Here is a 25,718-nt window from a genome sequence, read left to right on the forward strand (position 1 = left end):
TCAACGCCCCGGTTAGAACAGCTGCCACCCGCCGTCGACGTAGACTATCTCACCAGTGATGTAATCTGCCTTGTCAGTGGCAAAGAAGAGCGCCGTTCCCGCGATATCAGATGGTCGTTCTGCGCGACCGAGTGGGACCGGCTTCATCAGACCTTCATCTTTAACCGTCTGTATCTTTTCTCTATCAACGAAATCCGCCAAATGCACCGCAAGGCGGTTGGTTAATTACTTGTCCGTGTTGCCGAGACGGATGCATATTATCGGGCTGGAATCGTCGCGATCGATACGACAGAGTATGAGCCATTCACTGGAGACCGCACAGGGCATGAAGAGGAGATCATCGGGACGAAAAACGGTGAGTACGCCTACCAGTGGGCGACGATCCAACTCGTCGGCAATGCATTACCGATTGTCTTAGAAGCTCGGCCGGTTCGGAAAGGCAATTCTCGGGTGGAGATCGTCCAAGATCTCCTGCCGAATATCCAGACTATACAGATAGTAACTACCGCCGTGGATACCGTCGTTCCGCTCATCGTGCTTGATGAATCCTTTCAGTCGAAGCTGACTGATACGGTCATGAATCGTTCGGTTAGAGACGATATCCGTGTCGATAAGATTTACAACGAGTTGGTACCGTTCGTAGATATCCGACCGTTTGCATGGTGTTTTGCCTTCTGCCTCGGGCTGGAGTAAACTGAATAACGTCAGTTGGCTTTGCGTCGGAGGGATTCGAGTTCGTCCTGCACTTTTCCCTTCTCGATGAAATCTCGAGCCTCGCGAACGTAGCTTTCGCCAACCTCTGAATCGTCTCTCGTTCACGCCAAATCTCCCGCTTTGTATAGCAACTTCAGTGCTTGTCGTGCACTCCCCGATTCTTCCGCCGAGAACGCCGAACACAATGGAATCGTATCACCGTCTAAAATACCATCACGAAATGCTTTTTCTGCACGCTGCTTGAGGATATTCCGAAGTTGGTTCGCATCATATGGCGGGAAGTGGATCTCTTCATCGCACAGGCTGTCCTTCACACGCGCATTCAATATCACGAAACGTGAAATCATTCGAAATCCCGACAACACCGACTAACGTATCCTCAACACTCTCATTATCGTTCGCTCGTGGCAGTTCGTAGAGGATATCATCGTCACTGCCGATCGAATCAATCTCGTCTAGAACGACTAGCAAGTGGGTTGCATCTAAGTCGTTGATGTGATTCCACAGCATTTGGTACACTTGACTGGCGGCATACCCTGTTGATGGAATTTTCTCAGATGTATCTCGGAATTGGTTCACGAGATCAACCGAGACCTGATAACTGCTGGACGCAGATTTGCAGTTCAAGTTAACCACCTTGATATTGAGATCGTCATAGTTCTCTTGGTCGGATAGCAATTGGTTCAATACGAGTCGTGTTGCGAGAGTCTTCCCGACGCCAGTCTGCCCGTATAAGAAGATATTTTTCGGCGGGGCAGCGTTGATGACGGGACGAAGTGCTTCTTGGTACTCGGACAATTCCTCGTCACGCTCGACCAGTTCTTCAGGACGGTAGTTATCACGGAGAACGGCTTCGTTGACGAAGATTGGGTCATCCCGCGTGAATTCCTTCAACCCCATTGGTTCTGATTTGATACTATGACAGAACAGTATATAAAACCCGGCGTTCACGAGCATCATGAGCTTCACCAGCTTCACGAGCCACTACTCTATTTAAATACAGTCCCTCTCCGATTTTCACGAGAAGGTCTCCAAAAACCACTGGGGTGCTACTACAGGAATCTGTTACCCTCGATTTTGGTTGGAGACGATTCGAGGAGTAGCCATAGAAAGAGTATTGGAAAAGGAAAGATTTAAGCATTTATTTGTTATACTAGTCCGTAGTAGATCTAGTCTAACGGAGGATGGACTAACGAAACAAGTGTTTTCAGCACCATCGGACATTCTCAAGGGAGAGCTCGTGAAAAGTGGTGTGTGGGTGTCCAGACAATCATGCTAGAATGTGGCATGGGCTCGTGAAATCCGGAGTGTCAGACACGCTGCTGTCTGCTACATTTACCATATACACCGGTATGATTCACGTTAGGACACTATACTAACGTTGAACTACCAACCTGATCTGACCAGTATTTTGGAATGATAGTAGTGATTTACCGCTTCGAGGAGCTATTCAGCTGAAGAATTAGCTACCGTGAAGTTGCCTAATCTGGTTCACAACTGCGGCTGTCCACTCGTCTACTTCATGCTGTAGCCACTCCGTAGTTTCTGCGAGTGGTTGCGTTATATGAAGATATTTGACGCCCCCACTAGAGATGGTGTATGATACCGCGTCACTAATTCTTGGTCATAGAGCGGTTGCAGTTGCTTCCCGATCGTGCTCTGATCACGGTCGAGACGTTCGGCGATTTCGGCTCTTGTGCTGTGTGGATGATCGAGTACAGTCAGATATACATGGAATGCTGCTTTATGGACTCCACAGACCGTGGCCATCGTCGTCGTGAGTTCCAAATCAGTCTGAGTGATCGGGTCTGTGTGTCCACGAGGGCGCGGGACCGTATAATCGCTCGTCAGTATCGTCAGCGTACGGCATTCTCTCGGGCGCTTCGAGGAGTTCGAGATACAATCCCCAGTTCACTCGACAAAATATGTAGGTCAAGCCCTCCGTTGGTCCGTCGTCATTTGTTTGCGGGCCATCAAGCATCGTAACGTCGTCTCGGTCAGCCAATCCATCTATTGCCACATCGATATCCTCTACCTGGAGGCCGAGATGCGTCGCGCCGATGTCGGCGTTGTTCGGTGGCGTATCGTCCTGGTCGGGAGCATCCCACTCGAACAGCTCAAGATTCATTGTTGGGCCGCATCGCAACATTGCAAGCGAGGCTGTCGCGTCAGGATGCACATCCAATCGTCGCTCCATTGAATCACCATCGGAATCTCCGAACGGCCCTTTCCGATAGAGCAAGTCACACCCGATGGCATCAACAAAGAAGTTAACTGCCTCATCGAGATCGGGAACGGTGATTCCAACGTGATGGACGTTTTGTACCGTCAACGGATGGTCGTTTGTCATAGTATGTGTCTCAGATGGTGGAGAGTATCGGTTACTTTTGAAGGAGAACGATCCCGTCACCGACTGCATTCACTGGCTCTGCGAGGAGGACATCGAAGCCAACGCTTTGGGCATGGTCAACGAGCCATTTTCTACTAATCAAGTATTCGTCATCACGAGTGAGGACATTATCACCGGCTTCTAACTCATGCTCTCGGGAGAACTCGCCGTCCTCCTGGGCGTGTTCGATGGCAGCCGGGTCGATACCGTCGAGTGCGGATCAAAACGTGGACGCAAACGCCTCGACGCCCCGATTTGCCCACCGTATCTGAGTCTCGCGGTTGGCCGCTGTATCACGAGCGTCGTTCTTCAAGAACGTCTCAGCGATGCAAATATGACCGCCCTCAGGTAAGGCCGTAAAGCAATCTTCGAGAAAGTCAACTTTCTGGTCGAGTGGATCGGGGATGTGGTGGAAGGAATACAACAGCACCACCATTTCCGGGAGTGAGGTGACTGTTTTCACGTACTCGGTCATATCGGCTGTTTCAAACGATAGGTTTGACACCCCGAGTTTTTTCGCGTTATTCCGTGAAACCTCGGTGACTGTCGCTCGATTATCGATTCCGAGTATCTCTGTTGTTGGCATTTCTTCAGCCAATCGGACAGAGGTTTGCCCTGTTCCAGATCCCATTTCGATCATACGAAATCGAGGAGAATACCTGCCCCTTGAGGGTCAGGATGAATCCGACACTACTCTACACCAACCACCGTTCGATTGCCCGGCATGATATTCTACGTTCTAATCCAAACTTTCACAACACGACGCTCCATAACCTGTTATGAAGACGTTTCACGAATGCATATTCATCGTACTTACCGTGCGAAAATCCGCAACCACTCACAAGTGGAGCGGATGCTCGACCTGCACGGATGGAGTGCATCGAAACTGTGGAACGTTGCGAACTATCACTCCCGCCAAGTGTGGGATGACACGGGCGAGATTCTCGATGATTCTGACTTGAAACGCGAGTTGAAGACTCATACAACCTACAAAGGACTCCATTCACAGTCCAGTCAGCGCGTTCTGGAGGAACTCGCTGAAGCCTTCAACTCGTGGTACGGTAAACGCAAGAACGACTCTCGTGCGAATCCGCCCGGCTACCGCAAGAAAAACTACTACGACAACGCTGGAAACCGCGTCCACCAAGAACACCCGCGTTCCACCGTAACGTGGAAACAGAAAGGTATCCGTCACGACACCAAGCACAACCACGTCAGGCTCTCGAAAGGCGCGAACCACAAAGACCACCCGAGAGACTGGGACTACATCCTTGTTGAATATGAGACACGTCCCGAAGTCACGGTTGAAAACCTACAACAGGTTCGGGCCGTCTACAGCAAGTCGAAGGAGCGTTGGGAACTTCACCTCGTGTGCAAACACGAAGTCGAGATCCCCGACTCTCCCGGTAATGAGACTGCTGGCATCGACCTCGGCATCTGTAACTTCGCGGCGGTTGCGTACAGCACCGAGGAAGCCGACTTGTACCCCGGCAACCAACTGAAACAGGACGGATACTACTTTCCGAAAGAAATCGCTAAATGCGACGATTCAGGCGGTTCTGAGGCCACCAGACTTCACCAGAAATGGTCGGAGCGCCGAACCCACTTCTTCCACAGCCTCACCAAACACATCGTAGAGAAGTGTATCGAGCGTGGCGTGGGCCGCATCAACATCGGGAAGCTCGCGGGTGTCCGTGAGGATGAGAACGGCGACTCGAAGAACTGGGGTCGCCACGGAAACCTTGACCTGCATGGATGGGCGTTCGACCGTCTCACCAGCATCCTCACGTACAAGGCGAAAGTCAAGGGTATCGAGGTCGTGGAAGTGTCTGAGCGCGACACCAGTAAGACGTGTTGCGTGTGCGGTAGGGAAGATGATAGTCAGCGTGTTGAACGTGGCCTGTACGTGTGCGAGGATTGTGATGCGGCGTTTAACGCGGACGTGAACGGAGCGGAGAACATCCGCCTCAACATCAACGAAACAGAAAGTAACTCCGAGTCTGCGCCCGATTCGGGTGAAGATAGGAGTACCGGCTGGTTGGCACAGCCCGGAGTCTACCTTCACGACTTGTCCTACGGATTCTCACCGAGGGAACAAGTGGTGGACTGCAAACCCTAATCTCCCAACGCTCGGGATTCCCGCATCTTCAGACGTGGGAGGATGTCAATTCTTGCTCAGTGGACAAAATTGTCCGCCTGAGTGACTCTGAGACGGGTCAGCGTGCGACGTATGCACGATGACACACCACACGCAATATCTACAATACGACGACATTGAGGCCAAAACTAACCAGCAGTGCATCACGCCGGACGATTTGAAAACGAACGGCGTTATTTTTCTCCGTCGTCATCCCCACGAAGGTGTCGGCAGCCGTGAGAAGGACATGCTGTACCATAAAACCACACGAGGGCGTCGGCTTTCCGACGCCCTAAGCCGGGTCCATGGACCCGGCTACCCTGATACTACTAGTACTGTACTCACACTAGTGAGTGTGAGTGAGGGGGCTGCTCCCACTGGCCAGTGGGAGCAGCCCCCTTCATGAGGTGGTTTTGATGAATGGCACGGGACACATCGATTTGTTTGTGTTCAAACGAGCAATCGAAAGAGTCCACGAATACATTCAAAACAGATACGACGTAGGAACGTCTGAGTCGGACTATTACGTACGTATCGTGGTCGAAAATGCGATTGAAGAGTGGTGCGACGAAGATCCGAACGCGGAGATTGAAGATCTCATCCACAATGCTATGGACGCACTCGGTGGCGACGACAGCGAAGAAAAAGATCGTTTGTTTTCGAACCTGTCGGTGGCGCCCGACGAGAAGACGCGCCTCGATCGCGACGTGCGAGAATCAATTGAGACCCTGTTTAACGAGGATTATGCGAAACGTGCGCCTGAGACAGACACGAAAGGCGAGTATCTCTCGCGTATTCTTTTAGAGTTCGTTACCGACGGTCGGCGTGATCGTTTGCGGCGGAAGATGAATCAGATCGATCTGTTCGCGCGGTGTGAGAGTGGTGATGCGAGTTCGGTCGAGCAAAAGGTGGCTAGTATCCGTTCGGAGCTTTCGGATAAATTCGATAATGGGTATCCGGCACAGCGTGACGACCTCGTTGCGGCCGTGAAAATGCAGCCACAAACGAAGACGAAAAAGACCCGTGAGAAGTTAGTCCGGAGAGTCCTCGATCATGACACGGTTGAGTATGTGGAGAGTCCGACGACAAAGGACGTGTTCATGCCGCGTGAACAGGCTATCCAGGGGATGGAAAACCTTGGGCTGCCCGGCATCTTAGATGGACCGAAGTATGACCGTCTTCAGGCAGGGTACGAGTTCGCGGACCTCTCAAAGGATGACAAAATAGAGGGAATCAAAGTCGCACTCGTGCGGCTCGCGATGCACGCTGATTTGGGTGGGACATTTCGTCTGACCGCAGAACAGATTCGACAGCGTGTCTTTGGTATTGCCGAGTCTGTGCGCGTCGATACGATTCGTCGGTACATGAACGAAATAACCGATGAAGAAGGGTTCACAGAAACTCAGACGGAAGAGAATAGTACGAAAGCCGTTCGGGTACACGTTCCAACGATCATCAAAACAGATGTCGATCTTCTCGAGAAGGCCAATCTCGCGAAGGAATATGATTACGAAGACGCACCGGATACGGGATTAGTTGTGAACATTTCGTCTCTGTTCGACGCCGAGAACGGTGAGAGTAACACCGAGAGCAAGTCTCTCTCTGATGAGCCCCATCCATCGGAACAGTCCGATGACAGGCAGAGTGCGGTGCGTGAGGTAGATGCACGCTTTGATGAACTCATGCAGGGAGTCTCGGTAGACTGTAGTTAAATGGAACCCCCGAAGGGTTATTGGCCAAGAAGCCGTGCCAGCGGGCCGCGAGAGTCGCTCTCACCGGATTCTTCGGGTCACAATGCAGTTTCCTCCCGTGCCTTGTTTGCGTACTTCTGTGCTCCCTGCGCTTCGGAGAGACGTGCATTTAGGGTTTGTTTGTCAGCTTGGAGTTCTTCGATCCGCTCATCTTAATAACTCTCTCTAGAGGGTTATTAAAAACAACCAGAACGGCGGGTTTTCCGGGGGACTGTCCACACTTTTCCGCAGCAATTCCCGCCAAGCAGATTCTCCGCGCTTCTAGTACCACTCGCCAGCCGTCGAAGAGTGGTAGGTTACTTGAGTTCGATTAGAGGAGAACGTGAAATATATTTAGAACAGACGTGAGAAGAGGTGAACGATGAGTGTTGACTGAGACTACGTCGCTCGGAGGTGACCAGTAGAGGGTTCGTAGACCTCGCCATTCTGTTTCAATTCATCGACTTTTGCGTTTATCTGGCGCTTGGATAAACCGAGATCGCCCGTAACTGCGTAGATAAGTGCTTCTGGGATTCCATCTGGAGTCACATTATCAAACTCCCTAATCAACTCTATCAAATCATCAGTAGCGACTGTGGTCTTCTCGTCGGTCACTATCTCGGTGGCTTCGTGGTCTGTATATGTTGCGTGTTCGGCCATGAACACTTCCACTTCGGATTCCGAACTGAACTCCCACGTCTCCGCACACTCATCACAAAATACGCTCCATTGCGTACGCTCGGCGAGATTGACGGCAAGATCGGCGCGTTCCCATTCCGGTTCGTGGCTAGTATGTTCTCGATGCTTGCTGTAAAAGAGTGAGGCGGCAGATACATCCTCAAATTCTCCATCCATATCACACTCAGGACAATTAATTACGAACGCTGGCTCACTGTTTTCCGACATGTGACTATCCTATCCCGGTTTCGGTATAATTGTTCTTTTTGTCGTTTGATTGGAATTAGTGGACGGTTATCGTCCGAGGAGACGAGCGAGAAAACCGCGTGAGTCATCGTCTTGGCCGTCTGAGGAGTTGCGAACTTTCAATTTCCCTTGAGCCTCATTATATCGCGCCTTTGCACTGTCTCGCTCCTCACGCACTCGCTTAAGATCACGCTCCAACTGGTCAACCCGCGCCTCTAACCGAATCTTCTCCTCACGATCCTCACGAAGCGCGTCGATGCGGTCGCGGAGTTCCGAGACCTCCTGCTCGTGTTCCGTCTCTAGTTCGTTCACCTTCTGTTCGTGTTCTGCTTGAAGTTCACGGACCTTCTCCTCCAATCGATTCACCTCCTGCTCGTGTTCGGCTTTTAGTTCACTTAGCTTCTGTTCGTGTTGTGACTCCAATTCATTTACCTTCTGTTCGTGTTCTCTCCGAAGGCTGTCTAATTGCTCCTCGTAGCTGTCTCGGATTTTTTTGCCTTCGTTTCGTGATTCAACCACATCACGGAGGTATTCTGTTCGTGTTGTATCTGACTCCTCTGCCTCTTCTTCAACGGATGCAAGGACATCCTCAGCGAGACGGAGCGTGATCTGATCCATGTCACAGAGAACACGCACGACCTGCATCAAAGCGCGTCAGACATGTGACAGCTGATGAGAAGAACACATCCGCTTCGAGCCGAGATGATCGACGATCAACGGAGGTTCGTTAGTAGATTATTCTAATCTGATCATGTGGTGGTGTCGCCAGAAGTTGAGACTACTGTTCTCAATGCATAGAGAACCGGTTTGGTATCGAATTGTTGATACAAACCACTATGATTTGTACAAGTGCTGGCCTCCCGCTTATTGCGAGCCGGCAATTAAACCATGTCCATATAGACTCCAAAATATTGGACTAGGTTCGACATTTATAGAAACTACAAACATTTATCTATGTGATGTGATTTTTATAGAACGATGTCCAGTGACTTCCCACTTCCGGACGATTTACCAGTACCGGATGACGACGGAGCGGCCGACCATCTCCAGGGGATGGAGATGCCCAACGTATCCCTCCCAGCGACCGACAGCACGACGATTAACCTCCAAGAACTGCCTCCTCGAACGGTTATCTACATTTATCCACTGACCGGGCGGCCAGACAAGGACGTGATCCCAGACGGGTGGGAAGACGTCCCGGGTGCCCGTGGCTGTACTCCTGAGTCATGCGGGTTTCGCAGTCATTACGATGCACTTCGAGATAATGGAGTTGGGGAGGTATTCGGACTGTCTACGCAGTCAAGTAAGTACCAACGTGAAGCTCATGACCGTCTGAACCTCCCCTTCGAGATGCTGAGCGATGCCGAGTGGAAGCTGACAAACGAACTTGACTTGCCGATGTTCACAATCGAGGGAGACGAGTATCTGAAGCGATTGACACTGGTGATCTCTGATGGACGTATTGAACACGTCTTCTATCCGATTTTCCCACCAGACGAACATGCGAACGAAGTGCTAGAGTGGGTAACGGATAATCCCCGCTAAGAGGCCAGTAGAACTGTTGCTTCCGTTTAGCCAACCGATTCAAACCGATAGCAATCTTAGGCTCCCAACAGAGCCTCGGTTTACTATTTGGGTGGGTCTGCGTCGTCACCGAAGCCACTCCCGTACGTTTCGAGCACTTCTGTAACGGTGACCTCGTACGCGTCGTACCACTCAGTCCACCGCTGTTTCGCCCGTTTGTGGTCTGAATCCACTCCAAATGACTCGAGCGCACCCAGTGACTCCCAGTAATACACAACGAGAATCTCCTCACTTTCCGGGGCGTTCCACGTGCGTTTACCGAGATATCCATCTGTATCTTCAGCAGCCGCTTGTATCGCGTCGTTCAACTTCTGAAACTCCTCATCGTACTCTCCCGGGTCAAGGCGGAACGTAACAAGATACATCACTACTTATTCTCACCCACGCCGATAAGATGATTCCCTTCCGTGGACACACACTTTCGCCATTGGATATTCGCTGACCTACCGTCCTTCTCGCGTTTTCGTCTCTGGCCAGTCTCGCCTGGAACCCCACAACTATCCAGTGCTTCAGAGAATACTCTTATGGACAACCCAACCATATCGAAGGCCTGTACCACCCTCCGAGTGAATCCTGTGGTGAATTGCCTATGACACAACACAATAACCAGTCAATCGAGAACCGATTCGCAACCATTGCTGTCGGCGCCGCTGAGTCTGAGAAGCGCCCCCACAGAGGTGACACGAACGACGTCGTCCCGCCAATCAACCTCTCGACCACGTTCGAGTGGGGTAGCGGGGACAATGCCAACGAACACGACTACTCACGTGAGAGCAACCCGACACGGGCGGCCCTCGAAGAGCAATTAGCTCGCCTCGAAGGCGGCGAACATGCATTGGCGTTCGCCTCAGGGATGGCCGCTACTTCGACGACGATACTGTCGCTGGTCCCGCCGGGTGGCCACCTCGTCTCCTCGGACTCCATCTATAGCGGCACCGAAAAACTGCTCACGGAACTCGCTGCCGGACACCTTAACGTTGATGTAGACTTCGTTGATGCTCGCGACCCCGAAAACGTTGCGGCAGCAGTCGATTCAGAGACCGACTTGATTTGGGCAGAGACACCGACCAACCCGCTGATACGGCTGTGTGACATTCAGGCGATCGCTGATATCGCCGATGATCACGGCATCCCGTTCGGAGTTGACAGTACTTTTGCGAGTCCGTATTTCCAAGCACCGCTCGAGCTAGGTGCCGACATTGTCGTCCACAGCACCACCAAGTACCTCAACGGACATTCCGACTCGATCGGCGGTGCTATCATCACCAACGACGAAGTGGCCTTTGAGCAGTTAGCGTTCGCGCAGCGGGTCGGACTTGGAAATATGCTCTCGCCGTTTGACTGCTATCTGGTCGCGCGAGGGGTGAAGACGCTGCCGGCGCGGATGGACCACCACGAGGCCAACGCGATGGCGGTTGCGCAGTTCCTCGAGAGCCACGATCGGGTGGCGCGTGTCTATTATCCGGGGCTGGAGAGTCACCCACAACACAACCTTGCGAGTGAGCAGATGTCGGGGTACAGCGGGATGTTATCGTTCGAGTTTGACGGGACGCTCGTCGAGCTTGAAGCATTTATTGAGGGGCTCGAGGTGTTTACACCGGGGGCGAGTCTTGGTGGAACAGAGAGTTTGATTGAGGTGCCGTCATTGATGATTCCCGACGAAATTGGCCATGGGGAGGCAACGGCGGAAATTCCGGAGACGCTGGTCCGGGTGTCGGTTGGCCTCGAAGACGCCGATGACCTTTGTGAGGACCTCCGGACAGCGCTGCCGTAGGCGCGCATTCTCTTTTCTACTCAACTATCCCGATCCGCAAGGGAGTCGATCGTCTACTGGTCGTGGCAGCCGTGAAGCGGGAATACGAATCGTTTTCACCCGAAAAAGTACGGATTACTCAAGCGGTTCGATGATGTCTCCGGGACGAATTATCCCATTGTCAAGAATATCCGCTCGGAGTCCTCCACGGTGTGTGAGTGCCTGCAATACGCCATCGTGAGTGATGCGCTGAAGATGATTACATGGTTCACACAAGCGATCCCCTCGACAGATGGCCTCACCGATACGGAATCGTTGCCCAACGAGATGATTGAGCGCCACATCCCGAGTCTCGATGTTCCGTCGGTGTTCTCCTGGTGCGAGTTCGATTCCCGCTTCACGTTCGATTGCTGTAACAGCCTCCTGCTCGATCAACGTAAGGTCGTATCCATCGTGTCGTGCCTCATCTGGCTCCCAGTCGACGAAAGTTCCCGTTTCAATCTCGCTAAAGTAGCGATCACCTCGGAGACCTTTCTTGGCAATTGCTTCAACGTTGGTCTGTTCTTCCATCTCAACTTCGGCTTCAGGTGCAGTAAAAATCCGTTCGACGGTGCCACTTCCGGTCATGTGTGCTATGCTGTTTGACAAGAATATAAGCGTACGGGTGGAGGTATTGTTGGCCAGGTAAATGGCAACAAGTCACTTTACTGGTGTTGGTGGACGTATTCTGGATCTCTCAATAAACACACAACAAGATGCGATAAAATTGACAATGATTATTCTCTTGTCCTCCAAGTTTTTAGCCATGTCATGGACGTATCTCCTCATCGCTGCCATCTTTGAGGTTGGCTGGGCGGTCGGTCTTGAGTACACTGAAGGGTTCACTCGCCCTGTTCCGAGTGTATTGACTATTCTCGCGATGATTATCAGTATGGGACTGCTTGCACAAGCGGTCAAAACGCTCCCGATTGGAACGTCCTATGCTGTTTGGACGGGCATCGGAGCGGTTGGGACTGCCATCGCCGGGATTCTCCTCTTCGGAGAGCCACGAAATGTGGCCCGGTTTCTCTTCATTGGGTTCATTATCACTGGTGTTGCCGGACTGAAACTCACTGGCGGTCACTGACCAGTTCAGCTACTTTCAGTACTGGAGGCAGCTTCCCATTGGGGTTGCCATTGATTCTGGACGAACTGGACGATGTTCTCATTGGTCACTTGGACCGTCCCAAGAATCGAATTTTGGTCAAATGGATTCGCGACGTATACACAGATATTTTCCATATCTATAGCATCATAGGTATTGTAAAGCGTGGTGGTCGTCCGAAGCTCAAAGTTTTCGTGCGCATTGAGCAGCTGGTCTAGTTCTGCAACGAGTGAGGGAGGCATTTCCTCAGCAAGTTGGTTCGTAAATAGAAACCGAACGCTGACACCACGTTCGAGCGTATCGGCGAGGCGGTCAATCGTCTGTGTATATACTTCCTCGAAGCCGAAGAGTCCACCAGCGGTCGTGGTTGCGGTGATTATGAGGCTATTGGTAGCGGCATCCAATCGATCAGCCAATAGCTCTGCAATTTCATCCTGACCAACGGTCGCAGGCCAGAAATGACCTTCTACCGGAGCGATGGTTTCCAATTCGGTAAGAACTTCTGCTGCGACCGTTTCGTACTGCGTTTGTTGTCGGTGAAGATCACGGCGACGAGCCGTGAGCAAGCGGTCAACAGTGCGGTCAGGTTCGACAGCAACGTATGTTCGTGGGTGGCGGTCTGGTTGCCGACGGATAACGTTCTGTGACTCAAGACTGGAAAGAACGTCATAAATCCGGCCCATCGGGACCTCACTTGCCTCTGAGACTTCTTCTGCGGTACCAGATCTGAGCGTCAACAGCCCTCGATATGCTTTTTCCTCATAACTTGAGAGTCCGAGATCACGAAGTGAAGTCATATCCTGTTCTCGATTCTACGATGTGATAAACTCTGATATTATGGGCCGGATTTTGATATCGCGGCATATAATTTATCAACAGCTGGGTGGCTGATTCTGGCAGATAGAGCGGTTCTATCGGGGAATTACACTGGAAGTAGTGGTGTGTGGTGTACTTCCTAATATTCTATAATAGGAAGTAGAGTACCCCCGGGACCCCCGAATCGATCTGTGCGGAGTACGTGGTGCGGATCTTTCATATGGGGGAGTAGGAGCGCGGTTTTAGCGTTTTCTCAGGGTTGCTTACCCAGTTTATCTCTATAGCATATAAAGGATCGGCACCGAATCGCTCGAAAACGTCGGAGTGCAGTGGTGGTAGCTGGAAATCAGCAATCATCGTTAAGATGTGGAACGTTGTCGTATAGCATTGGGAAAGGGAGAATGAGCAACCAAGAATGACTCTCACGGCGAAAAGTACTCAGAACACTCGGTGGAGCCAGTGCAGGAGTGGTCGGACTAACTGCAGCAACTGGAACTACTTCAGCACAATCGATAACGGGCTCGGTTTCTCCAACTGAAGTTCAGGTTGGGGAGACCGTTACAGGGACTATCAACTATCCCCACCCAGATACTATTCGTGTTGAAATTATATGGGGTGACGGAACCATAGACGGAGCAGGTGGAGATAGTGCAACTTTCACCCACTCCTACAGTTCACCTGGTACGTATACTGTTGTTGGTCGTGCTTTGGGTCGGGAGATTCGTGTCGAAAAAGTCCTCGGTACAGTAACGGTCACACCGGGCCGAAGTGGTGATGCCCCGGGCCAGAACAGGGTCGAAGTCTGCCACAGGGGAAGAACAATAGAAGTTCCATCGACAACTCTGGATCAACATCTGGCGCATGGGGACACAGAAGGTCCGTGCCCAGAGGAGTAAGTCTCGTTTTATAACTGCTACATTCACGCTCTATATCCGTCGGTAAAATCATGCCGCTACCGGCCACTGACGACACCAGACGGCAAAAGCAAGGAACCGGCATTTGATTACAATATTGCGTTTTCGAGGCTTCACGACGAATTGCGGCAAGAATCACAGTGCTCGCAATCGCGGTTAGATCGCCATATCTTGAATCATCGCCATGCGATCATCGATAATCGCCATGTGGTTCTCATTGATACTCTCGTCTGAAAGTGGAAAGTCTACCAATTCAGTACTACTGTAATATGAGCAATTCCCGCCGACCGCGACCGCAATCCAGCCAGCGCGCGGCACGCTACGCGTCTGGGAGCACAAAAAGGCTGTTAGTTACTTCGTCAGTATTGATCGATTAGCTGATCGTCGTCCCATCAACGAGAGACACCCACGCCGATGCGCTCCCATCGTAGAACGCAGGACCGACCGTGTTTGAGTTGGTTCCATCGTGATAGGCTTCGTTTCCTGCTTCGGCTTTGAGCCCTCGCACGTCCACAGGGCTCTCTGGAGTGTTGTCGTAGATGTAGTCCGCGACTAGATGGGCGTCATACCACTCCTCCCCGCCAACACCCTTGATGTAATTACCCCGAATTTCCACATCCGTGTAAGTCCCCGCTGTAGATTCTGTCACAAACACACCTCGCTGATGCTTGGGGGAATCTGAAGCGGAGACAATATTATTGTCGCAGAGGCGGAGTCGCTTCAAGGACTTCCCGTCGATGGGGATGAACACACCAGAATGAAAGTTACCATCTCTCTGATTGTTGTTCTTGATGAGATTGTCGTGGAGGTACACGTCGGTCAGCGAGTCGAAATTCGTCCGAAGTTCAATCCCCGAATTGTATCCTTTTTTTACCGAACAATTGGCAAACTCGACAACACTCGCTCCATTGATAATAACGTTTGATTCCCCGTCAGCCACCCCATTTCCAACAATAGCGCAGTCTTTCACTGAAACATCTTCGGAGAATCTCCCGTCGATGAACACCCCTGCACCTCCATTATCTGCGATCAAACAATCAGACACGGAGAATCGACGAGAGCGGAACTGTGTGCCATCAACTGTTTGGTCTTGGTCGGCGCGGATTTCGATGCCCCGATGGCTACCGTTGATGATCTGACATCCGTCAATTGTGATATCTCGGATGTCGGTTTTGTTGGTGAATGTGCTAATATTCGTCGCTTGTCTCTCACCGTCAAGGATGCAATTCGATATTGTAACGTTCTGAGCCCCGTGAATGTGGATATTATGCTCGTTACTGTCTTGGAAATGGCAATTGACAACTTCGATGTTGTGCGTGACAGACGGGTCTTGTTTACTGGTTAGCTCAAGTCCGTCACCCGTTGCGTTGAACGACCAGAGGTTCGAGAACTTGTGGTCCGTCCCGATAGCTTCGATATTGTGCATATCGGAGAGGTCGGATATCTGATCGGGACTCTGATTCTGCATATTGCCATCAACCATGAAGTTCGTGAGATGACACCCATGAACCACATTGGGGTTATCCATGATCGCCTTCTTCCCAATGTCTATAATCGCCTTCCCTTTGTCAGAGTCTGTTATTCCATCAGGGAGGTAAATGACAGTGGACTTCCCTTGACCTTCGAGAGTGATGTTGTCCTTATTTAGATATATCGCAGGGTCCCCCGCCGTCCCATCTAATACCTCATACACACCCTCTTCCAACACAACCTTCCCACCACTGCTTGGGAGTGCGTCGATGGCGGCCTGAATCCCCGGACAATCGTCTTCGGGGTCGGCGTGCTGGACATTGTTTAGTTCGTCTGTATATATCGAGTTCACACCGAAATCGATTAGTGACCATGAGTCACCGTCATCAAGGAATAAATCTCCAGTGTCATAGGCGTGGTAGTACCGGCCATCGACTCCCGCATCTGGCCTTTCAGTCAGCTGACCAGAGTAGAACTGCGTCCACAAGTCCGATTCTGATTCTACCTCCTGAGCGGACGCAGGCATCGAAGCGGTAAGCAAGCTACCTACGCCGAGAGCACCGAGTAACATCCGGCGAGAAATCCCCATGTCCGCGCTTAGATTCTCATTCTGTTCATCTGTTTTATCTTTACCGTTGTCTGCCGTCATGCATATTTATTATTCTAATATTGGTGTAAAATAGTTCCTGTTACAAAATCTACAAAACTATTCTAAGCTTGTGTTAAGTTGTTATTTATTGATATTTACCCCACCTTGCCGTCACGATAATACCGATAACCACGACATTCTGGCATAAGCGAATTAGTGTCAGAAAATTCATATAGAGGATTGGCTAACAGACAGTCAGAGAGGTAATTGTTGTTATTGCTGCCCGCGACCGCCACTGCCCTGCCGTCGCGCCTCCGGCGCTCTGGCAGGATAAGATAATACAGCCCCTGTAACGTGGGTGTCAATATCCACTTAGAAGACGTTCTTTAGGAGAGAATCAGGGGGCTCTCTCATCAATGTATCTGGAATCGATCTCCCTCCTCGAGAATGAGAATAAGGCCACCCATCACCGAGACCGAGATGCGGAAACAGAAAATGTCGTACACACTAGGGGGAGTTGATAACGTAGCTGTGGTTCTTACGCAGTGGATTGACATCCAAAAAACCATTAGCAAAAACAATATTATACGCTTTAATACCAGCAGTTGATGAAATAACTTCTTAATCTAGTAGCTAATCCTAAGATATGGATGCTCAGGAAAGTTAATGGTGTTTCGAGACGGAACATACTCAAAGGAGCCGGCAGTTCCCTTTCAGCACTCAGCATAGGAGGGTTTGCAACGGCGAAACTAGACGAGACTGTCGAAGTAAATATCGGCTACAAGTCACAAGCGGGCCGGCAAGCTGCACAGAACGCAGCCAGCGACGTTGTTCGTGAGTTTAAGTTTGACGCACTCACAATTCGCGCCCAAAAACAAGCAGTAACAGGGCTCCAACAACGCGATGACCTCCGCTACGTTGAAGAGAATGGAACAGTCAAGGCACTCGCACAGACACTCCCATGGGGTGTTGACAGAGTTGACGCAGAAGTCGCTCATTCTAACGGTGAGACGGGCAGCGGTGCCGACATCGCCATCATTGATACTGGTATCGATAGCACTCATCCCGATCTGCAGGCAAACCTTGGCACCGGTCAATCTTTCGTGACGACAGGAGGGTATCCAGCGTGGCAAGATGATCATGGGCACGGTACGCATTGTGCAGGGATTGCAGATGCAGTAAACAACAGTCAAGGAGTCGTCGGCATCTCCACGGAGGCGACACTCCACGCAGTCAAAGTGCTCACCGCCGCTGGATCTGGGACGACTTCTGATGTCGCTGCAGGGATCGAATACACGGCTGACCAAGGGTGGGATGTCGGCAGTCTGAGCCTCGGTTCTGATTCTAGTTCCCAGACGCTCAAAGACGCGTGTCAGTACGCACAGAACAAGGGTGTTCTACTTGTTGCGGCAGCAGGTAATTCCGGGCCATGTACTGACTGCGTTGGCTATCCGGCTGCAAACTCATCAGTTATGGCCGTTAGCTCAGCGAATAAAAATGACGGCCTCTCGTCGTTCTCCAGTCAGGGTTCAGAAGTCGAGATTGCTGCCCCAGGAAGTAACATCTATTCGACGTATGTCGGAGGAACATACTCGACACTCTCAGGGACCTCAATGGCGTGTCCACACGTCTCCGGCGCCGCTGGGCAGCTCATGGCAAACGGCTACACCAACGACGAGGCCCGACAACAGCTGAAAAGCACTGCTGAGGATATTGGTCTCTCCACGAATGAAAGTGGCGCAGGTCTCTTGGACGTGGCCGCCGCACTTGGCTTTGACTCCAGCGATAGCACCTAAGCTCCTATCCATTTTCGCCGTAAGCGGAAGTAGAACCACCCCGGCAATGGTATCAAAATCCTTGCGTGAAACCTTCAGAGCTGCGCTTGGTCAAGGATATCGATACCACGTTTTCCGGCAACCATCACCAATTTGAGCGCAACATCCTTGCTGTATTCACGAGCATCACCGATCAAGCCACGTATACGAGACTCATCTGGATCTTCGGATTCTGCTTCTTCCTCGAATTCGTGAACGATTTCACGTAGTTTCTCTTTATTCGAGTCTGGCATCGCCAAATGGTTCACCAGATCCAGAGTTGTTTGTACATCTACCTCCTGGTTAGCTTCCTGCTGCTGTGAGATATTGATGACTTGCATTCCACTATTCCCTGCTTCCTCAAACTCTCCTGTATCTATATTGAGCGCATCAGCCAGAGTGAGAGTATTCATTTTAATTGTTTGGAGCAGTTTAGGCGCCCGCCCCATTGAACGTGGATTGAAATTGGCGGATCCAACCAGCTCTACGGGTTCCATTTGTTGGATGGTTTCGTTGTTCGGATGCTGTTCTTTAAAATCGGGGAGCAGACTATTGAACCGCTCAGCCATGGAATCGGCACCCGCAAATGACCCACGTTCCTGCTGTTTGTCGCATTCATCGTACAACCGCTTCAATTATTTAATTAGGAATTTATCATCCATAATATTCCAATATGTAATGGGAATATTAATAATTTCCGGGACGTTGTTAGATGACTGTCCGGTAGTCAGCTTCACACACCCAGCGGTACCGTGGATGCATGGCTTCCGCATTCGGATCTATGCGCATGCATGAAGACGGGAAAAACTGATGTGCATTCGCGTGCAAACGTCTACTGTCGAGCGTCGCACTGCTCGACGGCGGTAACAAGAAAAGTGTGACGTTGGGGGTGAGTGATGTGGGTGGAAGCGTGTCACTCACCCCGTTTCCTTCGCGCAAACCACACGCCAACAGCGACGAGTATCCAGCCAGCTTATTGCTGACTGGCAATGATCGTCGCCCCAGCGGTGATGAGCGCGACGGAAACACCAGTGGGTGGTGTGCCGTCCTGCATTTCTTTCGTCCGCCGTTTCCGACGGACACGCGGGGATTCTCACGGATAGAGCATAAAACACCGGCAGACGGAGGTTAGTATAGTATACTAGCTTTCTATCGGCTTTTAGAGAGATTGGCCACTTTCAAAACTGTCGAGTTCATTTGACATCTGTATAAACATGGCGATGACGTCGGGGTCGGTTTCTGGATTCATCGGACATTCGGTGTGTTCACTACTCCATTGTTTTCTAAGCGAAAGTGGATGAGAATGGGTGACAACGGAGGCTAGTATAGCATGCTAACTTTCTTGAGCCACCGTCTGCTACCGATGGTATGGCTACCGCCAACCACGCGGCAAGTGTGTGTCAGCGGATTCGACAACTTTCTGACGACGGCTTTTCAACAGGTGAGATTGCCGATAGAGTCGAACGGTCAAAGGGGATAGTTCGGTATCACCGACGTGGCGCATGTGATTGTGAGACGACGCGTGCGTGCCCTTTCTGCGATGAACCCGTGTACCGGTTCGGGGACCACCTCCCGTGTGATGAATCGTCGCGACTGAGTTAGGATATCATACTAACCTTCGAACGCGCTACTTATCTTCTCTTCCAGTTCTTCTTGTCACAGTACCCGCTGAATCTCAAGGAGTGTTGCAACGGGGGGTGTCCGCTTTCGATATGGTCTCAAATTTGGTATCAAATTGGTATCAAACCGTGAGAAGCGAATACTAGAGGGGGAAATTAGCCCTGTCATGGTAGTGGTTCATGCTGCCGCTGGGGGCGTCAGCACGTTCTCGGATTTGTGACGTGTTGAGCGCGTTGCTGTCAGCGCTAGCGAGCGCGCTCAGGATGTTGCGGCGATGCTCATTGCCACGATCTAATTTCTCTTGAATCTCATCGGCTTCTGCGGGGGGCAGGGTGACGGATGTATCAGATGGCATAATCAACTACATGCAAGGCTAATGAACTTCACCAACAATAATATTCTGGTTGAATTCAATTGAACTAAGAAACACCGATTGCTGTGCATGGAGCAGTGAAAGACACCAAAAAATAACGCCATGGGGCTGTCCCACAGTTCTATCAGAAAATGGAAATGAGAGTGCGCGACACAACGCGGGGCAAGGACGCCCCCGAGAAGAGTGGGAAATTCTGGCGGCGCAATAGAGAAAATGACGAGTGCGACAGCAGCGAAGGGCACCCCAACTTATCACGAAAGTGATGCTGGAGAATATGACGTGAACAGGGGCACCCCAGCAGGCACAGAACAGACGAGAACCCGACGAGCGAACAGCCGTCAGCAGCGAGCGAACAGAGGGGACAGTCCACCCGAGAACACGAGGTGAAAAAGAGCAGAGTGAGGCCGTGGGACAGTCAGGCCATGCCGGACCCAGAAGAAACAGAGAGAAACAGAAAGGGGACAGTCCAGCAGCGCGACCAGCAGAGCAAGCAACGGAGTGCACCGACTGAAGACAGGACGACAACAGAGAGGACGAAGGCAAATTGAGGAGCAGCGGTGAACAGGGACCGAGAGCGCTGGCGTCCAGGACAGCACGAAGACCGTAGCAACCGCGGCAGGCGAGAGGCAGTGAGTCACGGCCTGAACAGCACGGAGAGCGACGAGACAGCCGACAGTGAGAGTGCAACCACACCGGAATTCCTGAGAAACATCGCGAGCAGCAGCACCCCGAGACAGAGTGATGACCACGAGAAAGAACGTAGCACGACCATACAGGACAGTCACTGGGCATGACAACGCCGGACAGTCCACTTCTGGCCGGAACAGGCCCGACAGAACGCTGTGCGTCTAGTGTGGGGTGCCACCTCTGCACCCGAACAGAGGGGTGCCGACGAGCGACACATCTCTACTCACAGCCTGAGGCATGGCCGGGTGCCAACACCAGCACGCTCCATCTGGGTGCCGGTATGGCGGCCTAATCTGGGTGCCAGCTTAAGCGCACCAGTGGGGTGCCAGCGTGGGTAACACACCACAGTTTCAGTGAGCACACCACACGAGAATAACAGCGACGACAGTGGGCAGCACCGTCAGCATGTGGGACTGTCCACGAGCGACACAGCCGGGTGTCTGCACCGGCCACCACGCGACGGGGGACTGTCAGATCTGGCGACCAGCACACCAAGACTCTAGCTCTAGCTGCGACGTCGACGGCACAATGCACTAAGTAAGAACCATCACGCACAGTAGAACCAACTGTCCGTCGGGCAGGGCACCAATAAAGATAGCTATTAACTAAACGCTGCTAAGCTTGCAAAACTATCTTGTAGACACCAATCAGAAAGCTCATTTTTAGCCGTCTATTGTATTATTCTATGAAAAGCCGAATTGCGGATATATTTCGAAGAGAAAAAGAACATAATGAAGAGTTATCCGAAGAAGTTGAAGAAGTCATGAATCATGCTCTCCAAGACACAGAAGTTTCTGTTTCAGATTCTAGTGTTTATAACAATAGAATTTCTGTTGATATAGACTTGACAAAAATTACGGAAAGATTGAATGAATGCGATGAATTTGATGGAATGGTAGTAGCTCAGAAAATTCCACCCAAATTTGACATTAAAAAAGACTACAGACCTGATGGAGGCCAAGAAGGAAATGGGCACCCCAACTAAATATTAGCAAGATCACAAATCCAATAGGCCGTTCTCTTATATGGGGGATTTTTTCTCCAAGTAATGAGAGGCCAAACGAAAATACAGGGTCTGATACTGAGAGACGGATCCTATATGCAGAGAGAGACTTCCTCCACCATTTTGAACGGGCAACCAAATATTATGGATTCCTTGGTTTGCTTATTCCGTTTTTATTATTTATTCTAGATATAATTCTTTGTGGCCCGATTCCAAATATACTACCAGCACTAATAATGGAATTAGTCGGAGCATGGGTATTAGCACGGGCTGTACTCTTGGGACCCAGTCAGATGCGGAACATATCATCGTCAGCATATGGAGGGTCCTCACCTTCCTTCCGAAAGGCTCTGGCAACCGACGCAGCTGATGGGATATGGGGCGTGAGTCTATTAGTATCTGGAATAATTCTTCAATCCATTATATCGGTTGGAATTATTGTACCACAGGCATGGTTTTGTTAATATATTAATATGAATGGGAGAAATATAAGTCAGTTATCCATATATCAGGGCGCAGTGGATGCAGATTTCCCATTTCGAGGAAGGCCCTGGGAACAGCGCTGGACTGTCAGCCCAGCACGTTCCACAAGGGACTGTCACCCGGAGCGAACCAAGATGGAGGGGAGAAGCACGAGTGCGACTGAATACGTCCAGATTACTCCGGAAATCTGGTGTCCTCCACTGGGAAAACGGGCTGTCCATCGGCTATTGTAGCCTGACTGTCCCACCCGCGATAGCAGGAGCGGTTCATTCGACGCGATGCTGACCGGTCGGCGGAGCGTTCGGCACACTTCCAGTCGCTCGCCGTCGAACATTGTTCGCCACCCCCAACGTTGAACTAAATACAGAGACGACCTCCAGTATGCATCGCTCCCTCCCCATTCTCGGCCTTGCCCTGCTCATCGTCTGTGCGGGCTGTCTCGGTGGGCTTGCCTTCGGTGACAGTAGCAACGACACTACAACCACGACCACCAGGCCACAGACACAGACAGAAGCTCCAGCAACGACCACAGCGCCGATGACGACCAGTACCACCCGCACGACAGCACTGACACAGACGACCAGCACGGCAACTCAAGCAACGACAGTGCCAACACAGACCACCGCACGAGTCGAGACACCCACGGGGAGCCAGCGCTTTGAAGCGCGGGTGACGAAAATCGTCGATCCGACGACCGTCAAAATCGAACGCAACGGTAAGACCCAGACCGTCGATTTGATCGGCGTGCGCGTCCCGAAGAATGGAACGATCCACAAACGGGCGATGCAGACGACCAAATCACAGTTAGACTACAGCGTTGTGACTGTCGTCACTGATCCAAAGGTCGCGAAGGACAGTGACGGCCACCTACAGGCGTATGTCTATACCGGCAATTGGCTCTACAACACCCAACTACTCCGGACTGGATACGCACGGGTGGCAGACGGCCAGTTCAGCAAGCGAGCGGAGTTTGAGCGAAAACAGCAGGAGGCCAAGCACGGTGGCTACGGCCTGTGGAACATAACTACGACAACAGCCTAACCCCTCTCATTCGACCATATACTCTGCATCGAATACTCACTACCGCCTGTTGCACTAAGCAGAACTAAGAGATTTTGACAAGCGTAGCGAAGTTGTGCACTTCCGTCTCTATTTTGGGCGGTAGGAGATCGATCACCTAAGAAAGGAGAGCAGATATTCAATCGAATCTCCATAGTTGCTGACGAGATATGACACATATCTCTGATTAATCCATCGGATGACGAATGAGTTGACCGTGCTCAACCTTCATACAGTGGTCTTGCACGACGTCCAGTCCAGCTGCTTCCGCCTTTCGTGCAACCTCATCGTTCCGAATTCCAAGCTGCATCCAGATCGCTTTCACGTCATCGCGAGCCAGTGCCTGCTCGACGATCCCTGGGATTTCTTCGCTCGGACGGAAAATCTCGACAGTATCAATGGTCTCCTCGACGTCGGCGAGTGAATCGTACGCTCGCTCGTCGAAAATATGGTCTGCGGTCGGATTCACTGGTATTATTTCGTACCCGTGGCGCTGGAGATACGCCGGGACGATGTGCGCGGCTTTCTCGTACGACGTCGACGCGCCGACAACTGCAACACGATTGTATTCAAGAATCTGCCGAAGGCCGTCATTGTCCTCGACTGGCATACGCAGACTACTGGATGTCGGGAAATCAGTGTGTCGCCCGAGACCGCCTCACTTTATTCGGCGCAGTCGTGTAGCCTGAGCTGATGTTGACACAATTCGACTTTACTGACCAAGTTATTCTCGTGACGGGAGCAAGTGGCTCGCTTGGTACGGCGACTGTCAAAGCATTCCATGATGCTGGTGCAACCGTCTGTATGAGTGCTCGCCATCCCCCGGAAGAGGACGATGCTGCCGCACTCCTCGATACTGATCACGTTCACTTCTATAGTGGTAACTTCACGGATGAAGACGAGGTTCAGAGGGTCGTAAATTCGGTTATCGACGATCACGGTCGGTTTGATGCACTCTGTACGCTCATCGGGTCGTGGCGAGGTGGAACCCCGCTCGATCAGACCGGGGTCGACGAGTTCGACTTTCTTATGGACGTTAATCTCAAGTCTATGTTTCTGGCCTCGAAGCATGCTGTCCCCTATTTGCGTGACTCTAACGGGAATCTCGTAAGCGTGAGTGCCCGTTCCTCGCTAGAAGGTGGTGAAGGAGATGGTCCGTATCGGGCAGCGAAGGCCGGCATCCGTCTCCTGACAGAAACGATTGCGGAGGAAAATCGTGGAAGCATCCGTGCGAACGCAATCATGCCCAGTATCATTAATACACCGGCAAATCGGGAGATGCTACCGGATGCAAACCACGACGACTGGCCAACACCGGGCGAAATTGCTAAAATGATCTTGTTTCTTTGCAGTGATGCTGCGAGTGTCACGAGCGGGGCTGCTGTCCCCGTGTATGGTGATGTCTGAATTTCGTCGTCGTTAATCGCGTGTCCCAAATCCTCATCACGCCGACTGGTGACGACATCATCGGGCTATTCAAACACGCGCACCGGTTCAAGAATCCGAGCAGCAACATATGATTCCTCATTGCGACACCCACGGAAGATCGGTGTTCCCTCACTTTGTCTCCGAAACAGGAGACAAATCGAGTGGCTGGAGTTGACTTTCAATCATCTCGCGGTCTTCTTCGAGCCACGGAGGGAGAAACAGCGACTGCCCGAGTGTGTCGAGATCGGCATCGGCTGTGAGTCCCGGCTGTTCCGTTGCGAGTTCGAACAGGATCCCACCAGGCTCACGGACATACAGCGAGTGGAAGAAATGGCGATCCTTCACCCGTGAAACGTCGTATCCACGCTCCCGAAAGAGGTCGTGCCACTCATAGAGTTGATCCTCATCCGGGACACGCACAGCGACGTGATGAATCGAGCCTGCACCTTCGCGGCCGAATTCGGCGTCTTGGTTAAGAAGGTCGACGACCGTTGCACGGTCACCCGGTGCCCGATACCGGACCCGGTCGTCCTCTTGCTCAATAAGTTCGAACCCAAGCGTGTCGAGAACGCTTGCGGTAGCGTAGACGCTCGCCGAGAGCAGTGTCACGCCGTAAATACCCCGAATGGTGTGTTGTGGTGGGACTGTCTCATCTGCCCACGGTTCTACGGATGACTCGCTGGTGACCAGTTCCAAGTTCGTCCCGTCCGGGTCTGAAAATCGAAGGACCGTCTCGTTGAATCGTTCGGACGGCCCCTCGACGGGGGCATCGTGTGCTGTGAGTCGGTCGTGCCAGTAGGATACCGAATTCGGTGGAATCGCCAGTGCAGCGGTACTAATTTGTGGCTTTCCGAGGCGTCCATCGTCTTCAGCTGGATACGGAAAGAACGTTAACGCAGTGCCGGGTGACCCGGTTTCGTCACCGTAGAACAGATGGCGCGTAAACTTCTCGTTGAAGTTCACCGTTTGCTTGATGAAACGGAGACCAAGCACGTCTCTGTAGAAGGTGAGATTCTCCTGTGCGTTACGAACGATGCCTGTGATATGATGAATTCCGGGCGTATCTGTGAGCATGGATAGGTGGTAG

31 protein-coding genes and 1 pseudogene are annotated in these 25,718 nt (G+C 51.6%); 14 read left to right on the forward strand and 18 right to left on the reverse strand.

Features of this window, described 5'->3' with window-relative positions:
* Window positions 1-12 precede the first annotated feature (12 nt).
* Window positions 13-147 (reverse strand): SDR family oxidoreductase, encoded by a 135-nt coding sequence (locus tag LIX15_RS22950; protein ID WP_227777118.1) that lies wholly within the window; start codon window positions 145-147, stop codon window positions 13-15.
* Between the two features lie 33 nt (window positions 148-180).
* Here LIX15_RS22950 and LIX15_RS22955 point away from each other — a divergent pair.
* Window positions 181-481, forward strand: a pseudogene (locus tag LIX15_RS22955) (transposase); the annotation flags it as partial.
* On the opposite strand, the gene LIX15_RS33370 reads toward LIX15_RS22955, so the two are convergent.
* The 5 genes from LIX15_RS33370 to LIX15_RS22970 all read right to left on the reverse strand — a co-directional run bounded on the left by LIX15_RS33370 (window position 415) and on the right by LIX15_RS22970 (window position 3,064).
* Window positions 415-897, reverse strand: a complete 483-nt coding sequence (locus LIX15_RS33370; protein ID WP_345412873.1) for a hypothetical protein — start codon at window positions 895-897, stop codon at window positions 415-417. The pseudogene LIX15_RS22955 and the gene LIX15_RS33370 sit on opposite strands and share 67 nt — an antisense overlap.
* On the reverse strand, window positions 816-1,028 hold the full coding sequence (locus tag LIX15_RS33375; RefSeq protein WP_368410708.1) for a hypothetical protein: 213 nt from the start codon (window positions 1,026-1,028) through the stop codon (window positions 816-818). Before LIX15_RS33375 ends, LIX15_RS33370 begins: the two co-directional genes overlap by 82 nt.
* A complete protein-coding gene (locus tag LIX15_RS33380) occupies window positions 1,006-1,614 on the reverse strand; it encodes a Cdc6/Cdc18 family protein (RefSeq protein ID WP_368410701.1) in 609 nt (202 codons plus the stop codon). The genes LIX15_RS33375 and LIX15_RS33380 overlap by 23 nt, the downstream gene beginning before the upstream one ends.
* 660 nt (window positions 1,615-2,274) lie before the next feature.
* Window positions 2,275-2,484 (reverse strand): helix-turn-helix domain-containing protein, encoded by a 210-nt coding sequence (locus LIX15_RS33385; protein WP_227777539.1) that lies wholly within the window; start codon window positions 2,482-2,484, stop codon window positions 2,275-2,277.
* Between the two features lie 19 nt (window positions 2,485-2,503).
* A complete protein-coding gene (locus LIX15_RS22970) occupies window positions 2,504-3,064 on the reverse strand; it encodes a VOC family protein (RefSeq protein ID WP_227777119.1) in 561 nt (186 codons plus the stop codon).
* 37 nt (window positions 3,065-3,101) lie between these two features.
* Between LIX15_RS22970 and LIX15_RS22975 the strand changes: the two genes are divergently transcribed.
* A complete protein-coding gene (locus tag LIX15_RS22975; protein ID WP_227777120.1) occupies window positions 3,102-3,248 on the forward strand; it encodes a hypothetical protein in 147 nt (48 codons plus the stop codon).
* A gap of 75 nt (window positions 3,249-3,323) precedes the next feature.
* Here the strand turns inward: LIX15_RS22975 and LIX15_RS22980 are convergent, their stop codons facing one another.
* A complete protein-coding gene (locus tag LIX15_RS22980) occupies window positions 3,324-3,743 on the reverse strand; it encodes a methyltransferase domain-containing protein (protein WP_227777121.1) in 420 nt (139 codons plus the stop codon).
* Window positions 3,744-3,899: 156 nt separating this feature from the next.
* Between LIX15_RS22980 and LIX15_RS22985 the strand changes: the two genes are divergently transcribed.
* A complete protein-coding gene (locus LIX15_RS22985; RefSeq protein ID WP_227777122.1) occupies window positions 3,900-5,222 on the forward strand; it encodes an RNA-guided endonuclease InsQ/TnpB family protein in 1,323 nt (440 codons plus the stop codon).
* Window positions 5,223-5,361: 139 nt separating this feature from the next.
* On the opposite strand, the gene LIX15_RS22990 is transcribed toward LIX15_RS22985, so the two are convergent.
* The gene (locus tag LIX15_RS22990; protein ID WP_227777123.1) at window positions 5,362-5,499 is read right to left on the reverse strand and encodes a hypothetical protein; all 138 of its coding nucleotides are present in this window, start codon (window positions 5,497-5,499) and stop codon (window positions 5,362-5,364) included.
* A 157-nt stretch (window positions 5,500-5,656) separates the two neighbouring features.
* On the opposite strand from LIX15_RS22990, the gene LIX15_RS22995 reads away from it, so the two are divergent.
* Window positions 5,657-6,952 carry a hypothetical protein gene (locus LIX15_RS22995; protein ID WP_227777124.1) on the forward strand — a complete coding sequence of 432 codons (1,296 nt, stop codon included), beginning with the start codon at window positions 5,657-5,659 and terminating at the stop codon, window positions 6,950-6,952.
* A 417-nt stretch (window positions 6,953-7,369) separates the two neighbouring features.
* Here LIX15_RS22995 and LIX15_RS23000 read toward each other — a convergent pair whose 3' ends face one another.
* On the reverse strand, window positions 7,370-7,876 hold the full coding sequence (locus LIX15_RS23000; protein WP_227777125.1) for a hypothetical protein: 507 nt from the start codon (window positions 7,874-7,876) through the stop codon (window positions 7,370-7,372).
* A 66-nt stretch (window positions 7,877-7,942) separates the two neighbouring features.
* The gene (locus tag LIX15_RS23005) at window positions 7,943-8,539 is read right to left on the reverse strand and encodes a hypothetical protein (protein ID WP_227777126.1); all 597 of its coding nucleotides are present in this window, start codon (window positions 8,537-8,539) and stop codon (window positions 7,943-7,945) included.
* Window positions 8,540-8,872: 333 nt separating this feature from the next.
* Between LIX15_RS23005 and LIX15_RS23010 the strand changes: the two genes are divergently transcribed.
* Entirely contained in the window at window positions 8,873-9,439 is a 567-nt protein-coding gene (locus LIX15_RS23010; protein ID WP_227777127.1) for a peroxiredoxin, read from the forward strand.
* Window positions 9,440-9,522: 83 nt separating this feature from the next.
* Here LIX15_RS23010 and LIX15_RS23015 read toward each other — a convergent pair whose 3' ends face one another.
* A complete protein-coding gene (locus LIX15_RS23015) occupies window positions 9,523-9,843 on the reverse strand; it encodes an antibiotic biosynthesis monooxygenase family protein (protein ID WP_227777128.1) in 321 nt (106 codons plus the stop codon).
* A gap of 224 nt (window positions 9,844-10,067) precedes the next feature.
* On the opposite strand from LIX15_RS23015, the gene LIX15_RS23020 reads away from it, so the two are divergent.
* Complete coding sequence (locus LIX15_RS23020; RefSeq protein ID WP_227777129.1) at window positions 10,068-11,252, forward strand: trans-sulfuration enzyme family protein; 1,185 nt, start codon at window positions 10,068-10,070, stop codon at window positions 11,250-11,252.
* A 114-nt stretch (window positions 11,253-11,366) separates the two neighbouring features.
* Here the strand turns inward: LIX15_RS23020 and LIX15_RS23025 are convergent, their stop codons facing one another.
* The gene (locus tag LIX15_RS23025; protein ID WP_227777130.1) at window positions 11,367-11,858 is read right to left on the reverse strand and encodes an MOSC domain-containing protein; all 492 of its coding nucleotides are present in this window, start codon (window positions 11,856-11,858) and stop codon (window positions 11,367-11,369) included.
* A 178-nt stretch (window positions 11,859-12,036) separates the two neighbouring features.
* Here LIX15_RS23025 and sugE point away from each other — a divergent pair, with 178 nt between their 5' ends.
* Window positions 12,037-12,357: a quaternary ammonium compound efflux SMR transporter SugE gene (gene sugE, locus LIX15_RS23030; protein WP_227777131.1), complete on the forward strand. Its 321-nt coding sequence runs from the start codon at window positions 12,037-12,039 to the stop codon at window positions 12,355-12,357.
* A gap of 5 nt (window positions 12,358-12,362) precedes the next feature.
* Here sugE and LIX15_RS23035 read toward each other — a convergent pair whose 3' ends face one another.
* On the reverse strand, window positions 12,363-13,172 hold the full coding sequence (locus LIX15_RS23035; RefSeq protein ID WP_227777132.1) for a TrmB family transcriptional regulator: 810 nt from the start codon (window positions 13,170-13,172) through the stop codon (window positions 12,363-12,365).
* A 486-nt stretch (window positions 13,173-13,658) separates the two neighbouring features.
* Between LIX15_RS23035 and LIX15_RS33390 the strand changes: the two genes are divergently transcribed.
* Window positions 13,659-14,087 (forward strand): PKD domain-containing protein, encoded by a 429-nt coding sequence (locus LIX15_RS33390; protein WP_227777133.1) that lies wholly within the window; start codon window positions 13,659-13,661, stop codon window positions 14,085-14,087.
* Window positions 14,088-14,478: 391 nt separating this feature from the next.
* On the opposite strand, the gene LIX15_RS23045 is transcribed toward LIX15_RS33390, so the two are convergent.
* Window positions 14,479-16,224, reverse strand: a complete 1,746-nt coding sequence (locus LIX15_RS23045; protein WP_227777134.1) for a right-handed parallel beta-helix repeat-containing protein — start codon at window positions 16,222-16,224, stop codon at window positions 14,479-14,481.
* A gap of 590 nt (window positions 16,225-16,814) precedes the next feature.
* Here LIX15_RS23045 and LIX15_RS23050 point away from each other — a divergent pair.
* The gene (locus LIX15_RS23050; RefSeq protein ID WP_227777135.1) at window positions 16,815-17,960 is read left to right on the forward strand and encodes a S8 family peptidase; all 1,146 of its coding nucleotides are present in this window, start codon (window positions 16,815-16,817) and stop codon (window positions 17,958-17,960) included.
* Window positions 17,961-18,034: 74 nt separating this feature from the next.
* Here LIX15_RS23050 and LIX15_RS23055 read toward each other — a convergent pair whose 3' ends face one another.
* Window positions 18,035-18,547 carry a hypothetical protein gene (locus LIX15_RS23055; protein ID WP_227777136.1) on the reverse strand — a complete coding sequence of 171 codons (513 nt, stop codon included), beginning with the start codon at window positions 18,545-18,547 and terminating at the stop codon, window positions 18,035-18,037.
* Window positions 18,548-20,393: 1,846 nt separating this feature from the next.
* Between LIX15_RS23055 and LIX15_RS32945 the strand changes: the two genes are divergently transcribed.
* From LIX15_RS32945 to LIX15_RS23065, 3 genes are all read left to right on the forward strand, one after another.
* Window positions 20,394-20,519: a hypothetical protein gene (locus tag LIX15_RS32945; protein WP_265338433.1), complete on the forward strand. Its 126-nt coding sequence runs from the start codon at window positions 20,394-20,396 to the stop codon at window positions 20,517-20,519.
* Window positions 20,520-20,528: 9 nt separating this feature from the next.
* Entirely contained in the window at window positions 20,529-20,765 is a 237-nt protein-coding gene (locus tag LIX15_RS23060; RefSeq protein ID WP_227777137.1) for a hypothetical protein, read from the forward strand.
* 578 nt (window positions 20,766-21,343) lie between these two features.
* Window positions 21,344-21,643 (forward strand): hypothetical protein, encoded by a 300-nt coding sequence (locus tag LIX15_RS23065; RefSeq protein WP_227777138.1) that lies wholly within the window; start codon window positions 21,344-21,346, stop codon window positions 21,641-21,643.
* A 616-nt stretch (window positions 21,644-22,259) separates the two neighbouring features.
* On the opposite strand, the gene LIX15_RS23070 is transcribed toward LIX15_RS23065, so the two are convergent.
* A complete protein-coding gene (locus tag LIX15_RS23070) occupies window positions 22,260-22,478 on the reverse strand; it encodes a hypothetical protein (protein ID WP_227777139.1) in 219 nt (72 codons plus the stop codon).
* A 47-nt stretch (window positions 22,479-22,525) separates the two neighbouring features.
* Here LIX15_RS23070 and LIX15_RS23075 point away from each other — a divergent pair, with 47 nt between their 5' ends.
* Complete coding sequence (locus LIX15_RS23075) at window positions 22,526-23,185, forward strand: thermonuclease family protein (protein ID WP_227777140.1); 660 nt, start codon at window positions 22,526-22,528, stop codon at window positions 23,183-23,185.
* 205 nt (window positions 23,186-23,390) lie between these two features.
* Here the strand turns inward: LIX15_RS23075 and LIX15_RS23080 are convergent, their stop codons facing one another.
* Window positions 23,391-23,813, reverse strand: a complete 423-nt coding sequence (locus tag LIX15_RS23080; RefSeq protein ID WP_227777141.1) for a CoA-binding protein — start codon at window positions 23,811-23,813, stop codon at window positions 23,391-23,393.
* Window positions 23,814-23,896: 83 nt separating this feature from the next.
* On the opposite strand from LIX15_RS23080, the gene LIX15_RS23085 reads away from it, so the two are divergent.
* Window positions 23,897-24,610: an SDR family oxidoreductase gene (locus LIX15_RS23085; protein ID WP_227777142.1), complete on the forward strand. Its 714-nt coding sequence runs from the start codon at window positions 23,897-23,899 to the stop codon at window positions 24,608-24,610.
* A gap of 150 nt (window positions 24,611-24,760) precedes the next feature.
* Here LIX15_RS23085 and LIX15_RS23090 read toward each other — a convergent pair whose 3' ends face one another.
* Window positions 24,761-25,705, reverse strand: a complete 945-nt coding sequence (locus LIX15_RS23090) for a ring-cleaving dioxygenase (protein ID WP_227777143.1) — start codon at window positions 25,703-25,705, stop codon at window positions 24,761-24,763.
* Between the last annotated feature and the right edge of the window lie 13 nt (window positions 25,706-25,718).

The sequence above is a fragment of the Haladaptatus pallidirubidus genome, from assembly GCF_020700235.1.
Lineage (GTDB): Archaea > Halobacteriota > Halobacteria > Halobacteriales > Haladaptataceae > Haladaptatus > Haladaptatus pallidirubidus.

Coding starts and splice junctions, on each gene's coding strand:
- LIX15_RS32945 (WP_265338433.1), top strand. CDS start 20,394: ATGCCGGACCCAGAAGAAACAGAGAGAAACAGAAAGGGGACAGTCCAG.
- LIX15_RS23005 (WP_227777126.1), bottom strand. CDS start 8,539: ATGCAGGTCGTGCGTGTTCTCTGTGACATGGATCAGATCACGCTCCGT.
- LIX15_RS23020 (WP_227777129.1), top strand. CDS start 10,068: ATGACACAACACAATAACCAGTCAATCGAGAACCGATTCGCAACCATT.
- LIX15_RS22990 (WP_227777123.1), bottom strand. CDS start 5,499: ATGGTACAGCATGTCCTTCTCACGGCTGCCGACACCTTCGTGGGGATG.
- LIX15_RS23000 (WP_227777125.1), bottom strand. CDS start 7,876: ATGTCGGAAAACAGTGAGCCAGCGTTCGTAATTAATTGTCCTGAGTGT.
- LIX15_RS23080 (WP_227777141.1), bottom strand. CDS start 23,813: ATGCCAGTCGAGGACAATGACGGCCTTCGGCAGATTCTTGAATACAAT.
- LIX15_RS23070 (WP_227777139.1), bottom strand. CDS start 22,478: ATGTTCGACGGCGAGCGACTGGAAGTGTGCCGAACGCTCCGCCGACCG.
- LIX15_RS23085 (WP_227777142.1), top strand. CDS start 23,897: ATGTTGACACAATTCGACTTTACTGACCAAGTTATTCTCGTGACGGGA.
- LIX15_RS23055 (WP_227777136.1), bottom strand. CDS start 18,547: ATGGCTGAGCGGTTCAATAGTCTGCTCCCCGATTTTAAAGAACAGCAT.
- LIX15_RS23010 (WP_227777127.1), top strand. CDS start 8,873: ATGTCCAGTGACTTCCCACTTCCGGACGATTTACCAGTACCGGATGAC.
- LIX15_RS23025 (WP_227777130.1), bottom strand. CDS start 11,858: ATGACCGGAAGTGGCACCGTCGAACGGATTTTTACTGCACCTGAAGCC.
- LIX15_RS22970 (WP_227777119.1), bottom strand. CDS start 3,064: ATGACAAACGACCATCCGTTGACGGTACAAAACGTCCATCACGTTGGA.
- LIX15_RS22980 (WP_227777121.1), bottom strand. CDS start 3,743: ATGATCGAAATGGGATCTGGAACAGGGCAAACCTCTGTCCGATTGGCT.
- LIX15_RS23015 (WP_227777128.1), bottom strand. CDS start 9,843: ATGTATCTTGTTACGTTCCGCCTTGACCCGGGAGAGTACGATGAGGAG.
- LIX15_RS23045 (WP_227777134.1), bottom strand. CDS start 16,224: ATGACGGCAGACAACGGTAAAGATAAAACAGATGAACAGAATGAGAAT.
- LIX15_RS23090 (WP_227777143.1), bottom strand. CDS start 25,705: ATGCTCACAGATACGCCCGGAATTCATCATATCACAGGCATCGTTCGT.
- LIX15_RS22985 (WP_227777122.1), top strand. CDS start 3,900: ATGCATATTCATCGTACTTACCGTGCGAAAATCCGCAACCACTCACAA.
- LIX15_RS33385 (WP_227777539.1), bottom strand. CDS start 2,484: ATGGCCACGGTCTGTGGAGTCCATAAAGCAGCATTCCATGTATATCTG.
- LIX15_RS22995 (WP_227777124.1), top strand. CDS start 5,657: ATGAATGGCACGGGACACATCGATTTGTTTGTGTTCAAACGAGCAATC.
- LIX15_RS23050 (WP_227777135.1), top strand. CDS start 16,815: ATGCTCAGGAAAGTTAATGGTGTTTCGAGACGGAACATACTCAAAGGA.
- LIX15_RS23065 (WP_227777138.1), top strand. CDS start 21,344: ATGAAAAGCCGAATTGCGGATATATTTCGAAGAGAAAAAGAACATAAT.
- LIX15_RS22950 (WP_227777118.1), bottom strand. CDS start 147: ATGAAGCCGGTCCCACTCGGTCGCGCAGAACGACCATCTGATATCGCG.
- LIX15_RS23035 (WP_227777132.1), bottom strand. CDS start 13,172: ATGACTTCACTTCGTGATCTCGGACTCTCAAGTTATGAGGAAAAAGCA.
- sugE (WP_227777131.1), top strand. CDS start 12,037: ATGTCATGGACGTATCTCCTCATCGCTGCCATCTTTGAGGTTGGCTGG.
- LIX15_RS23075 (WP_227777140.1), top strand. CDS start 22,526: ATGCATCGCTCCCTCCCCATTCTCGGCCTTGCCCTGCTCATCGTCTGT.
- LIX15_RS33380 (WP_368410701.1), bottom strand. CDS start 1,614: ATGGGGTTGAAGGAATTCACGCGGGATGACCCAATCTTCGTCAACGAA.